The 12,888-nt window shown below is 58.9% G+C and carries 11 protein-coding genes; 9 read left to right on the top strand and 2 right to left on the bottom strand.

The window, feature by feature from the left end:
- Positions 1-33 precede the first annotated feature (33 nt).
- Together prpF and prpD are read left to right on the top strand one after the other, a co-directional pair.
- Positions 34-1,224: a 2-methylaconitate cis-trans isomerase PrpF gene (gene prpF / locus F2P67_RS18480; RefSeq protein WP_166222296.1), complete on the top strand. Its 1,191-nt coding sequence runs from the start codon at positions 34-36 to the stop codon at positions 1,222-1,224.
- 307 nt (positions 1,225-1,531) lie between these two features.
- Positions 1,532-3,016: a 2-methylcitrate dehydratase gene (gene prpD / locus F2P67_RS18485; RefSeq protein ID WP_166222298.1), complete on the top strand. Its 1,485-nt coding sequence runs from the start codon at positions 1,532-1,534 to the stop codon at positions 3,014-3,016.
- On the opposite strand, the gene F2P67_RS18490 is transcribed toward prpD, so the two are convergent.
- The gene (locus tag F2P67_RS18490) at positions 3,009-3,938 is read right to left on the bottom strand and encodes a DMT family transporter (RefSeq protein ID WP_166222300.1); all 930 of its coding nucleotides are present in this window, start codon (positions 3,936-3,938) and stop codon (positions 3,009-3,011) included. The two genes, prpD and F2P67_RS18490, sit on opposite strands and share 8 nt — an antisense overlap.
- A gap of 90 nt (positions 3,939-4,028) precedes the next feature.
- Here F2P67_RS18490 and F2P67_RS18495 point away from each other — a divergent pair, with 90 nt between their 5' ends.
- Complete coding sequence (locus tag F2P67_RS18495; protein WP_166222302.1) at positions 4,029-5,438, top strand: aminotransferase-like domain-containing protein; 1,410 nt, start codon at positions 4,029-4,031, stop codon at positions 5,436-5,438.
- Positions 5,439-5,553: 115 nt separating this feature from the next.
- On the opposite strand, the gene ppsR is transcribed toward F2P67_RS18495, so the two are convergent.
- A complete protein-coding gene (gene ppsR, locus F2P67_RS18500) occupies positions 5,554-6,372 on the bottom strand; it encodes a posphoenolpyruvate synthetase regulatory kinase/phosphorylase PpsR (RefSeq protein WP_007951980.1) in 819 nt (272 codons plus the stop codon).
- A gap of 174 nt (positions 6,373-6,546) precedes the next feature.
- Here ppsR and ppsA point away from each other — a divergent pair, with 174 nt between their 5' ends.
- The 6 genes from ppsA to F2P67_RS18530 all read left to right on the top strand — a co-directional run bounded on the left by ppsA (position 6,547) and on the right by F2P67_RS18530 (position 12,885).
- Complete coding sequence (gene ppsA / locus F2P67_RS18505) at positions 6,547-8,922, top strand: phosphoenolpyruvate synthase (RefSeq protein ID WP_166222304.1); 2,376 nt, start codon at positions 6,547-6,549, stop codon at positions 8,920-8,922.
- A gap of 98 nt (positions 8,923-9,020) precedes the next feature.
- Positions 9,021-10,010, top strand: a complete 990-nt coding sequence (locus F2P67_RS18510; protein ID WP_166222305.1) for an alpha/beta fold hydrolase — start codon at positions 9,021-9,023, stop codon at positions 10,008-10,010.
- A 226-nt stretch (positions 10,011-10,236) separates the two neighbouring features.
- Entirely contained in the window at positions 10,237-10,728 is a 492-nt protein-coding gene (rraA, locus tag F2P67_RS18515; RefSeq protein ID WP_166222307.1) for a ribonuclease E activity regulator RraA, read from the top strand.
- A gap of 22 nt (positions 10,729-10,750) precedes the next feature.
- Positions 10,751-11,746, top strand: a complete 996-nt coding sequence (locus tag F2P67_RS18520; RefSeq protein ID WP_166222308.1) for a zinc transporter ZntB — start codon at positions 10,751-10,753, stop codon at positions 11,744-11,746.
- Between the two features lie 63 nt (positions 11,747-11,809).
- Positions 11,810-12,058, top strand: coding sequence for a hypothetical protein (locus tag F2P67_RS18525; RefSeq protein WP_008076827.1), 249 nt, complete (start codon positions 11,810-11,812; stop codon positions 12,056-12,058).
- A gap of 2 nt (positions 12,059-12,060) precedes the next feature.
- Positions 12,061-12,885 (top strand): mechanosensitive ion channel family protein, encoded by an 825-nt coding sequence (locus F2P67_RS18530; protein WP_007916401.1) that lies wholly within the window; start codon positions 12,061-12,063, stop codon positions 12,883-12,885.
- Positions 12,886-12,888 lie beyond the last annotated feature (3 nt).

Here is a 12,888-nt window from a genome sequence, read left to right on the forward strand (position 1 = left end):
GACGAGTCCTTTGGTCGTTTTGAAGGAGCACTCATGGCTCACGCACCACAGATAAAAATCCCCGCCACCTACATGCGCGGCGGCACCAGCAAAGGCGTGTTTTTCAGTCTCAAGGATCTGCCCGAGGCGGCGCAGATTCCCGGTCCGGCCCGCGACGCCTTGCTGCTGCGGGTAATCGGCAGCCCCGACCCGTACGACAAGCAGATCGACGGCATGGGGGGGGCCACCTCCAGCACCAGCAAAACCGTGATCCTGTCGAAAAGCATCAAGGCCGATCACGACGTCGACTACCTGTTCGGTCAGGTGTCCATCGACAAGCCGTTCGTGGACTGGAGCGGCAACTGCGGCAACCTGTCGGCAGCGGTCGGTTCGTTCGCCATCAGCAACGGTCTGGTCGATGCCAGCCGCATTCCGCACAACGGTGTCGCGGTGGTTCGCGTGTGGCAGGCCAACATCGGCAAGACCATCATCGCTCACGTGCCAATCACCAACGGCGAAGTGCAGGAAACCGGTGATTTCGAACTCGACGGCGTGACCTTCCCGGCGGCCGAAGTGCAGGTCGAATTCATGGACCCGGCGGCGGAAGAAGAGGGCGGCGGTGGCTCAATGTTCCCCACTGGCAACCTGATCGATGAGCTGGAAGTGCCGGGTGTCGGCACCTTCAAGGCGACCATGATCAATGCCGGGATTCCGACGATTTTCGTCAACGCCGAAGACATCGGTTACACCGGCACCGAGCTGCAGAGTGCGATCAACAGCGATCCGAAAGCGCTGCAGATGTTCGAGACGATTCGCGCTTACGGCGCGTTGCGCATGGGCCTGATTGCCAATCTGGATGAAGCGGCAAAACGGCAGCACACGCCGAAAGTCGCGTTTGTCGCCAAACCTGCGGATTACGTGGCGTCGAGCGGCAAATCGGTTGGCGCCGGCGACGTGGATCTGCTGGTACGCGCCTTGTCGATGGGCAAATTGCACCACGCGATGATGGGCACGGCGGCGGTGGCGATTGGCACGGCGGCGGCCATCTCTGGCACTTTGGTAAACCTCGCGGCCGGCGGTGTTGAACGCAACGCCGTGCGCTTCGGGCATCCGTCCGGAACCCTGCGCGTGGGCGCCGAGGCCAGTCTGGAAAACGGTGAGTGGGTTGTGAAGAAAGCGATCATGAGCCGCAGTGCGCGGGTTTTGATGGAAGGTTACGTGCGCGTTCCTGGCGACTCCTTTTAAGATCAAGAGCTCCATCACCCCAGCCCTCTCCTGGAAGGAGAGGGGGCCGACCGAGGTGTTTTGCGGGATACATCGACCTGAAGCATCTCGGCGATTATGGATTCACAGAGACACTTTCAGGTCGGTGTATCCCGAAAGATCATCCCGGTCAGTTCCCTCTCCCTCCGGGAGAGGGCTAGGGTGAGGGCAACAATCCAACTGACGAAACACCCCAATGCAGACACCCACGATCTGCTCTAAACAAAAAAAACCAATCAGCCCCTGAGGAAGACCCCACCACTCATCATTCCCCACCAGGAGAACCGCAATGAGCGCCAATGTCGACCTGAACAACCGCCCCGACTACGACCGTGTCCTGCAGGACATCGCCGATTACGTCCTCACCTTCAAAACCGAATCTGCCGAAGCCCTCGATACCGCCCGCAACTGCCTGATGGACACCCTCGGCTGTGGCCTGCTGGCGCTGCGTTTTCCCGAATGCACCAAACACCTTGGCCCCATCGTCGAAGGCACCGTCGTGCCGTTCGGTGCGCGGGTGCCGGGCACGCCGTATCGGCTCGATCCGGTCAAGGCCGCGTGGGACATCGGCTGCATCGTGCGCTGGCTGGACTACAACGACACCTGGCTCGCCGCCGAGTGGGGGCATCCGTCCGACAACCTCGGCGCTATTCTCGCCGTGGCCGATCATCTCTCGCAAAAACGCATTGCTCACGGTGACTCGCCGCTGACGATTCGGGATGTGCTGGACGCGATGATCATGGCCCACGAGATTCAAGGCGTGATCGCTCTGGAAAACTCCTTCAACCGCGTCGGACTCGATCACGTCATTCTGGTGAAAGTCGCCTCGACGGCCGTCACCGCCAAACTCATGGGCGCCAGTCGCGAGCAATTGCTGTCGGCGCTGTCCCATGCGTTCGCTGATGGTCAGGCGTTGCGCACTTATCGGCATGCGCCGAATGCCGGCTCGCGCAAGTCGTGGGCGGCGGGGGATGCGTCGAGCCGTGGCGTGCGTCTGGCCGACATCGCCCTGCGTGGCGAGATGGGCATTCCCGGTGTTCTGACGGCAAAACAGTGGGGGTTTTATGACGTGCTGTTCAGCCACACCAACAACGATCTGGCGTTGAAACCGGAGGGTAAACGGGCCTTCAGTTTCTCGCGCCCGTTCGGCAGTTACGTGATGGAGAACGTGCTGTTCAAAATCAGTTTTCCGGCCGAATTCCACGCGCAAACCGCTTGCGAAGCCGCCGTCACACTGCATCCACAAGTGCGCAATCGTCTGCACGAGATCGACCGGATCGTCATCACTACCCACGAATCGGCGATCCGCATCATTTCCAAGGTCGGGCCGCTGGCGAATGCCGCCGACCGCGACCACTGCATTCAATACATGACCGCTGTGCCGCTGGCGTTCGGCAATCTGGTGGCCGAGCAGTACGAGGACGAATTCCACAAGGCCCATCCGATCATCGATGTGCTGCGCGAGAAAATGGTCATCGTCGAAGACCCGCGTTTCACCCGCGAGTATCTGCAACCCGACAAACGCTCGATTGCCAACGCCGTGCAGGTGTTCTTCAAGGATGGCAGCAGCACTGAAAATGTCGTGGTGGAATACCCGATCGGCCATCGTCGTCGCCGCGCCGAAGGCATTGCGTTGCTGGAAGCCAAATTCAGGGCCAATCTGGCCACGCGTTTCACCGGCCAGCGCAGTGCCGAGATTTTTGCCTTGTGCAAGGATCAGGCAGCGCTTGAGGCGACTCCGGTCAATCGCTTTGTGGATAAGTGGGTCATCTGAACCACTTTTCCACAGGCAATTTGGTGATCGCAAAACCGCTCAACAAAATCGCCGAATAGATCATCAGTTCCCGGGACAGGGTTTGCCCCTCGTACCAGGCGCCGATGATCACGGCGAAGACCGGGAAAATGATAAACACGAACGACAGAATGATCGGGCTCAGGCGCTTGAGCAGCAAAAAGTAAACGATGAATCCACCGACTGACGCGACCAGCCCGAGGTAGAAAAGCGCACCCCACGAACGCGCCGTGACGTCGTGGAATACCGGTTCCTCTACGCCCAGTCCGACAATAAATAACATCGCCCCGGCAATGCCGATCGGTAGCGTGTTGTAAGTGATCACGCTGATCGCGCTGCCGTGTTTTTTGGTCACCACGTAGCACAGCGCATGCATCACCGCCGCGCACAGAATCGCCAGTACCCCCAGCCATTCGGCGTGATCCAGGTGCAGACCCTGGCTGCGGATAATCATGAACAGACTGGCGAAACCGATAGCGATGCCGAGCATCTGCGACGGGTAGATTTTTTCGCGTAGAAACAGCGCGCAGAACAGCAGAATAAACACCGGCATGCAGCTGAACAGCAGCGCGGTCAGGCCGGATGACACATGCATCTCGCCATAGTTGAGCAAGTAGTACGGCAGGCTGAAATACGACAGCGTGACAAACACAAAAAACCAGCGACTCTGGCGTGGGAACAGCAGGGGTTCCTTGCGTAACACGGCGAAGCTCAGAAACAGCGGAAAAGCGATCAGAAAACGCAGCCCGGCAGCGGTCAGCGGCGGCACGCTTTCGACGGCAATCTTGATCCCCAGCCACGTGGTGCCCCAACTCAGGCAGACAATGAGAAACAGCAGGCTGGTGATCAGGCCGGCGAGCCAGGGTTTGCTGATGCTGAGCGGTGTACTGAGAGCGGTCGACATGCGGTGTGCTCCAAACGGCGGAATTGACCTCGTCGTGGAAAAGGTCTATCCATGATTGAACCTGTTTTCAGCACGCTATTCGGGGTAGCAATGACTGTCAAACCAAGTATTGCCATGGTGTCAATCCTTCGCGACGGCCTGGCCAGTGGCGTGGGCGTGAAGTACAAACGCTTGGCGGACGCGGTCGAAAAAGCGATCAATGCCGGTGTGATCGAGTCCGGTTGCAAGCTGCCGCCGCATCGTTTGTTGGCCGACAGTCTCGGCGTGACCATCGGCACCATCAGTCGGGCCTACGGCGAGCTGGAGCGCGTGGGAATGGTCGTCGCCCGTGTAGGCGATGGCACTTATGTGCGTCAGCGCGGTATGGAGCGGCCGCGGGACAAAGGCTTTCGCAATGTCAGCGATGAACCACCCTCTTGCTTTGACATGAGCCGGAATCAGCCGATTCCCGGGCAGGCAACCGAGTTCATGCGCCAAAGCCTGCAGGACCTGGCCAGTGATTCTCACGTATTGCAGCAGTTGGCGGGCTACACCCGCGAGGGCGGGCTGGCGCGGCATCGGGTGGCGGGCGCGGTGTGGTTGCGCCATGAAAATTTCGTGCCGCACGCCGATCAGGTGCTATGCGTCAACGGCGGTCAGCATGGCTTGTTGTGCGCAATGATGGGATTGCTCAAGGCCGGCGACACAGTGGTGACCGAGCATTTGTCCTACCCGGGATTGATCGGCGTCGCACGTCAGCTCGGGATAAAACTTATCGGCGCTGCGATGGACGACGAAGGCCTGTTGCCGTCGGCTCTCGAGGACATCTGCCGTCAGCATCGGGTATCTGCGCTGTATTGCACGCCGACCATTCAGAATCCGACAGCGGCGGTGATGTCGCTTCAACGGCGTGAAGCGATTGCTCATATTGGCCGCCAGCACAATCTGTTGATCTTCGAAGACGAAGCCCATGCCGTGCTGGATCGGCAGCGCCCGTTGCCGCTGAGTTACTTTGCGCCTGAGCGTTCGGTGTTGATCGGCAGCCTGAGCAAGGCCGTATCAGCGGGATTGCGCGTGGGTTATCTGCATGCGCCGCAGACGTTGATCGGGCGCATCGGTTCGGCGATTCGCGGGACGTGCTGGATGGCCAATCCGTTGTCGATGGAGGTGGCGAGTCTGTGGATCGAAAACGGCATGGCCGGGCGTTTGCTCGACGAGCAGATCAGCGAGATTGGTCGACGCAAGGCGTTGGTGGCCGGCGCTTTGCAAGGCTTGAATTACAAGACGCACACCTACAGTCCGCATTTCTGGGTGGAAGTGCCGGCGGCGTGGCGGGCGTCGCAGATTGCTGCCGAGCTCAAGGAAAATAACTATCTGGTCGCCACCGCTGAGGCGTTTGCGGTGGGGCATACGGCGGTGCCACAGTTTGTTCGGGTGAGTGTGTGTAATTCGGTGGGGGATGATCAATTATTGCTGAGGGGCTTTGAAGCTTTAAACCGGGCACTGACCGAGACCGTGTAACTGTTCTTCGCGGGCAATCCACGCTCCCGTATTTGATCGCATTCCAACGGGATAGACTCGATCAAGCTGTGGGAGCGGGCTTGCTCGCGAAGGCGCCAGATCAGCCGCCACCATCCTATTTGAATCGCCGCTCCACGCCTTTCTCCACGAGGATCTTCGCGGAAATCTCTTCCACCGAAAAATGCGTGGAGTTGATGTTCGGAATGTTCTCGCGGCGGAACAGATTCTCCACTTCGCGCACTTCGAATTCGCACTGGGCGTAGCTCGAATAGCGGCTGTTGGGCTTGCGCTCGTTGCGGATCGCGGTGAGACGATCCGGGTCGATGGTCAGGCCGAACAACTTGTGCTGATGCGCGCGCAGGGCGGCCGGCAGTTGCAGGCGCTCCATGTCGTCTTCGGTCAGCGGATAGTTGGCCGCGCGAATGCCGAATTGCATCGCCATGTACAGGCACGTCGGGGTCTTGCCGCAGCGTGACACGCCCACCAGGATGAGATCGGCCTTGTCGTAGTAATGCGTGCGCGCACCGTCGTCGTTGTCGAGGGCGAAGTTCACCGCCTCGATGCGCTCCATGTAATTGGAGTTGTGCCCGATCGAATGGGATTTGCCGACGGTGTAGGAAGAATGCTCGGTCAGTTCCTGCTCGAGCGGGGCGAGGAAGGTCGAGAAGATGTCGATCATGAAACCATTGGACGTTGCGAGAATCTCACGAATGTCCTGATTGACGATGGTGTCGAAGATGATCGGACGAAAGCCGTCGGTTTCAGCGGCTTTGTTGATTTGTTGTACCATGGCCCGCGCTTTTTCAACGCTGTCGATGTACGGTCGCGTGAATTTGCTGAAGGTAATGTTTTCGAACTGCGCCAGAAGGCTTTGACCCAGGGTTTCGGCGGTGATGCCGGTGCCATCGGAGATAAAGAAAGCAGATCGTTTCATTTGCACCTTGGGCCTTAAGCTAATGAGTATTTCTGGATATGATAGGCGCGATTTGCCGGCCGCCAATGGCCAGCATTCTCACTTATTTTCCAGGTCCAGGCCATACAACCGGCCAAGGCTCCCCCGGGCCGCCGGTTTCTGAGCTTTTCCAACACAGTTAGTGGAGAGATCACCTTGGTAGAGTACGTAGTTTCCCTCGATAAGCTCGGCAAACACGATGTTGAGCATGTGGGGGGCAAGAACGCATCCCTGGGCGAGATGATCAGTAACCTGGCAGGCGCCGGTGTTTCGGTCCCCGGCGGCTTCGCCACGACGGCTCAGGCCTATCGTGATTTCCTCGAACTGAGCGGCCTCAACGACCAGATTCACAAGGCGCTCGACGCACTCGACGTCGACGACGTCAACGCTCTGGCCAAGACCGGCGCACAGATCCGTCAATGGATCATGGAAGCCGAATTCCCCGAAAAACTGAATGCCGAGATCCGCACCGCGTTCGCCGCGCTGTCGGCCGGCAATCCTGAAGTGGCCGTGGCCGTGCGTTCTTCCGCCACCGCCGAAGACTTGCCGGACGCATCGTTCGCCGGTCAGCAGGAAACCTTCCTGAACATCCGTGGTGTGGAAAACGTCATCCGCGCCGCCAAAGAAGTATTCGCTTCGCTGTTCAACGACCGTGCGATTTCCTATCGCGTGCACCAGGGCTTCGACCACAAACTGGTCGCCCTGTCGGCTGGCGTGCAGCGCATGGTGCGTTCGGAAACCGGCACCGCCGGCGTCATGTTCACCCTCGATACCGAATCCGGCTTCCGTGACGTGGTGTTTATTACTGGCGCCTACGGCTTGGGCGAAACCGTCGTTCAAGGCGCGGTCAACCCGGATGAGTTCTACGTGCACAAAGGCACGCTGGAAGCGGGTCGTCCGGCGATCCTGCGTCGCAACCTGGGCAGCAAAGCCATCAAGATGATCTACGGCGACGAGGCCAAGGCCGGTCGTTCGGTCAAGACTGTCGATGTCGACAAGGCCGAGCGCGCACGTTTCTGCCTGACCGACGCCGAAGTCAGTGAACTGGCCAAGCAAGCGATGATCATCGAGAAGCACTACGGCTGCCCGATGGACATCGAATGGGCCAAGGACGGTGACGACGGCAAGCTGTACATCGTGCAGGCCCGTCCGGAAACCGTGAAGAGCCGCACCCAGGCCAACGTCATGGAACGTTACCTGCTGAAAGAAACCGGCACTGTACTGGTGGAAGGTCGTGCCATCGGCCAGCGCATCGGCGCCGGCAAAGTGCGCATCATCAAAGACGTGTCGGAAATGGACAAAGTCCAGCCAGGCGACGTACTGGTCTCCGACATGACCGACCCGGACTGGGAACCGGTTATGAAGCGCGCCAGCGCCATCGTCACCAACCGTGGCGGCCGTACCTGCCACGCGGCAATCATCGCCCGTGAGCTGGGTATTCCGGCAGTCGTCGGTTGCGGCAACGCCACCCAACTACTGAAGGATGGCCAGGGTGTGACCGTTTCCTGCGCCGAGGGCGACACCGGTTACATCTTCGAAGGCGAACTGGGCTTCGACATCAAGAAAAACTCCGTCGACGCCATGCCTGAACTGCCGTTCAAGATCATGATGAACGTCGGCAACCCGGATCGCGCCTTTGACTTCGCACAACTGCCGAACGCAGGTGTGGGTCTGGCCCGTCTGGAATTCATCATCAACCGCATGATCGGCGTGCACCCGAAAGCGCTGTTGAACTACGACGGTCTGCCGCAGGACATCAAGGAAAGCGTCGACAAACGCATCGCCGGTTACGACGATCCGGTCGGTTTCTACGTCGAGAAACTGGTCGAGGGCATCAGCACCCTGGCGGCTGCGTTCGCACCGAAGAAAGTCATCGTGCGTCTGTCGGACTTCAAGTCCAACGAATACGCCAACCTGATCGGCGGCAAGCTGTACGAGCCAGAAGAAGAAAACCCTATGCTGGGCTTCCGTGGCGCTTCGCGTTACATCAGCGAATCGTTCCGTGATTGCTTCGAACTCGAATGCCGTGCGCTGAAACGTGTGCGCAACGAGATGGGCCTGACCAACGTCGAAATCATGGTGCCGTTCGTGCGGACCCTCGGCGAAGCTAGCCAGGTAGTCGATCTGCTCGCCGAAAACGGTTTGAAGCGCGGCGAAAACGGCCTTCGCGTGATCATGATGTGCGAACTGCCATCCAACGCGATTCTGGCCGAAGAATTCCTCGAATTCTTCGACGGTTTCTCGATCGGTTCCAACGACCTGACTCAGCTGACTCTGGGTCTGGATCGTGATTCCGGTATCATCGCGCACCTGTTCGACGAGCGTAATCCGGCGGTCAAGAAGCTGTTGGCCAACGCGATTTCCGCGTGCAACAAGGCCGGCAAGTACATCGGTATCTGCGGTCAGGGCCCTTCGGACCACCCGGATCTCGCCAAGTGGCTGATGGAACAGGGCATCGAAAGCGTGTCGCTGAACCCGGACACCGTGCTGGAAACCTGGTTCTTCCTGGCGGAAGGCCAAACGGCGCAGTAAGCCGTGAATGAAGCCTCGGCCTGTTATCCGGGTCGGGGCTTTGAGATTGAAGTAGGGCGGGCTCCTGTAGATGCCGCCCTTTTTTGTGCAAGAGCATTATGCAAAGCAGCAGCAACCTATTTCCTGTCGCCCTGATCAGCGCCGAACGGCGCGGCGATCTGAGCGAAGACGTTTATCGTTTGAAACCCGGCAACAGCCCTGACTGGTCTGTGGAAATCGCCGTCACCCGACTGGGGCTGGCAGATGAGCCGGCGGCCCGTGGCGTGCCGGTGATTTTGCTGCACGGCAGTTTTTCCAATCGGCGCTTCTGGTTTTCACCCAAAGGTCTGGGGCTTGGCGCCTACCTGACGCGATTGGGTTTCGACGTGTGGATTCCGGAGATGCGCGGCCACGGCTTGTCGCAACGCAACGAGGAATACCGGCGCAATCGCGTTGCCGACTACGCTCGCTACGATTTGCCGGCGATTGCCGCATTCGTGCGTGAGCAGAGCGGGCAGGTGCCGCACTGGATTGGCCATTCGCTGGGCGGCATCACGTTGGCCGCCGCGTTGGGTGGCGAATACCTGGGCGAGCCGGCAGTGGCCTCGGCAGCGTTTTTCGGCACACAAGTCAGCCGTACTTACTGGCCGCTGAAAATCCCGCCGGTGGAGTGGAGCGGGCGCTTCATTCTCAAGCGTTTTGCGCAGTTGTCCGGTTCACGTCTCAAGCGCGGCCCTGAAGACGAGCCGATCGGTCTGGCCATCGAAAGCATGCGCTGGTACGGCCTGTTCGGCCGATTTGGCGACAAGGACAAGGATTGGTGGGCCGGTCTTGCCGAGGTGCAGGTGCCGGTACTGGCGGTGAGCGCGGCGGGGGATCATCAGGATCCGGCCTGGGCCTGTCGCAAACTGTTCGAGCAGATCGGTTCCGAACACAAGCAGTTCATCAATCTGGGGCGCGAACACGGTTTTGCCGATAATTTCGGTCATGTCGAAATGTTGGTGAGCAAAGCGGCGCAGACTGAAGTGTGGCCGCTGGTGGCGCGTTGGCTGAACGATCAGCAGACGCCGTTACTGGGCGAGAAGCCAGATCTGGCTGCGGCAGTCTAAGCCGCAGGCGCTGAAGAGGGCATTTCGTTCGGGTCGTCTTGCGGCTAAGATATGACGCATTGTGCGGTTCTGGTCATATTTGGTGGCTGTTTAGCTATTACGTTTCAGGGTTTGTTCAGGTTCGTTCAGCGACCATGGGATGGACTAAGGTAAACAGCGACTGCCGGAACTCGTCTCTTCAGAGTGCGTCATCCTTGATCGTCTTCCTTTTTACAGGAGTTTTTCGATGAACCATTACCTTACGCCTGACCTGTGCGACGCTTATCCGGAGCTGGTGCAGGTGCTGGAACCGATGTTCAGCAATTTCGGCGGCCGTGATTCGTTTGGCGGCGAAATCGTGACCATCAAGTGCTTCGAAGACAACTCGCTGGTCAAGGAACAAGCGGAACTCAAGGGCAACGGCAAGGTGCTGGTTGTCGATGGTGGCGGTTCCCTGCGCCGTGCGTTGCTGGGCGACATGATCGCCGAAAAAGCCGCTAAAAACGGTTGGGAAGGGCTGGTGATCTACGGTTGCATCCGCGACGTGGACGTTATTGCCCAGACTGATCTGGGCGTGCAGGCATTGGCCAGCCACCCGATGAAGACTGAAAAGCGTGGCATCGGTGATCTCAACGTCCCTGTGACGTTCGCCGGCGTGACGTTCCACCCGGGCCACTACCTTTATGCGGACAACAACGGCGTGATCGTTTCGCCGAGCCCGCTGAAGATGCCTGAATAAGATTTTCGACAAAGGGATGCGGATGTTCGAGGAAGAAAACGCGCAATGGGGGCTGGTGCATGCCCTGGTGCTGGACGGTAAAGGCGGTGCGCGTTCGATAGCCCGGACTGAACTCGACGAATTGCAGCTACAGGCCCATGAAAGCCTGTGGCTGCATTGGGATCGCAGTCATCCGCAAACCCAGACCTGGCTGCGCAAATCCAGTGGTCTCAACGAATTCACCTGCGACCTGCTGCTGGAAGAAAACACCCGACCGCGCCTGTTGCCGCTGCCCGATTCCGAGCTGCTGCTGTTCCTGCGTGGGGTCAATCTCAATCCGGGTGCCGAACCTGAAGACATGGTCTCGGTGCGGATTTTCGCTTCCGCCCAGCGGGTGATTTCTCTCCGTCTGCGTCCGTTGCGCGCCACCGATGAGTTGTTGGCTGAATTGGCGGAGGGTCAAGGCCCGAAAACCTCGTCTGAACTCATCCTTTATCTGGCGCAGTTCCTCACCAACAAGGTGCAGGATCTGGTCACTTGCCTCTCGGAAATCGCCGACGAGGAAGAAGAAAAGATGGATGCCGACGAACGGTATACCCCGGAGCACGGATCGATTTTGCACATCCGGCGCAGGGCGGCCGGACTGAAGCGTTTTCTGGCTCCGCAGCGAGATATCTTCGGTCAGCTGACACGGATCAAAATGCCGTGGTTCGTCGACGACGATGCTGATTACTGGAACGAATTGAACAACAGCCTGACGCGCTATCTTGAAGAACTCGAATTGACCCGAGAGCGCGTGGGGCTTGTCCTGGAGGCTGAAGACCGGCGTTTGAGCGTGCGCATGAATCGCACGATGTACCGCTTCGGGATCATCACCGGGATTTTTCTGCCGATGAGTTTTCTCACCGGCCTGCTCGGCATCAACGTCGGTGGCATTCCGCTGTCCGGGAGTCCTTATGGCTTCCTCGTGGCGTGCCTGCTGATGGTGTCGGTGGCCCTCGGACAATGGTGGTTGTTCCGCCGTTTGCGCTGGGTCTGACCATGCCGTATGTGACCCGACCAAATTGGCCCGCGTCTTTCACAGACATCACGAGAGGTGCGTATGCACGATCCGTTTGAACAGTCTTTGCGCGACATGCTCAACGCTTCGCCGTCCAGCCGCGACGACGATGCCTGTCTGGGCCGCGTACTCAAAACCGCCAACCGCCAGGTCGGCGCCGGCGATCTGTTCAGCCTGCTGGGCCGCTGGTTGCCCGCGCTGATGATCGCCCTGAATAATGGATCGGCGCATGTCTCGCCGGTATCCCGTCTTCGTAAACCTACCGCTCGCACTGCTGATAAGGCTGATTGAATATGGAACTTGATCTCTGGACTCAGAGCCTCGTCACTGCAATGACTGCGTTGTGGACCAAAGTCGCGAATTTCATTCCGAACCTGTTCGGCGCACTGGTCGTGCTGCTGTTGGGTTTCGTCGTGGCCAAGTTGCTCGATACCTTGCTGTCCAAACTGCTGGCCAAACTGGGTCTCGATCGCCTGATGGGCGGTACCGGGCTGACCAAATTAATGTCGCGTGCGGGGCTGCAGGTGCCGATCTCGACACTGATCGGCAAGATCGTCTACTGGTTCGTTCTGCTTATTTTTCTGGTTTCTGCAGCAGAATCCCTTGGCCTTGAGCGAGTTTCAGCTACGCTCGATATGCTGGCGTTGTATTTGCCGAAAGTCTTCGGCGCCGCGCTGGTCTTGCTAGTGGGGGTTTTGCTCGCGCAACTGGCCAATGGGCTGGTGCGCGGGGCGGCAGAAGGCGTAGGCCTGGACTACGCTTCCGGATTGGGGCGAATTGCTCAGGGGCTGGTGATCATCATCAGCATCTCGGTCGCGATCAGTCAGCTTGAGGTCAAGACTGACCTGCTGAACCATGTGATCGTCATTGTTTTGATTACCGTTGGTCTGGCGGTTGCGCTGGCCATGGGTCTGGGAAGCCGGGAAATTGCCGGTCAGATTCTTGCGGGAATCTATGTGCGTGAGTTGTATCAGGTTGGGCAACAAGTGCGTGTTGGCGAGGTCGAAGGCCAGATCGAAGAGATCGGCACGGTTAAAACCACATTGCTGACCGATGAGGGTGAGCTAGTCTCTCTCTCCAATCGGATCCTGCTGGAACAGCATGTGAGTAGCCGCTAATCC

It is taken from the genome of Pseudomonas atagonensis, assembly GCF_011369485.1.
Taxonomy (GTDB): domain Bacteria; phylum Pseudomonadota; class Gammaproteobacteria; order Pseudomonadales; family Pseudomonadaceae; genus Aquipseudomonas; species Aquipseudomonas atagonensis.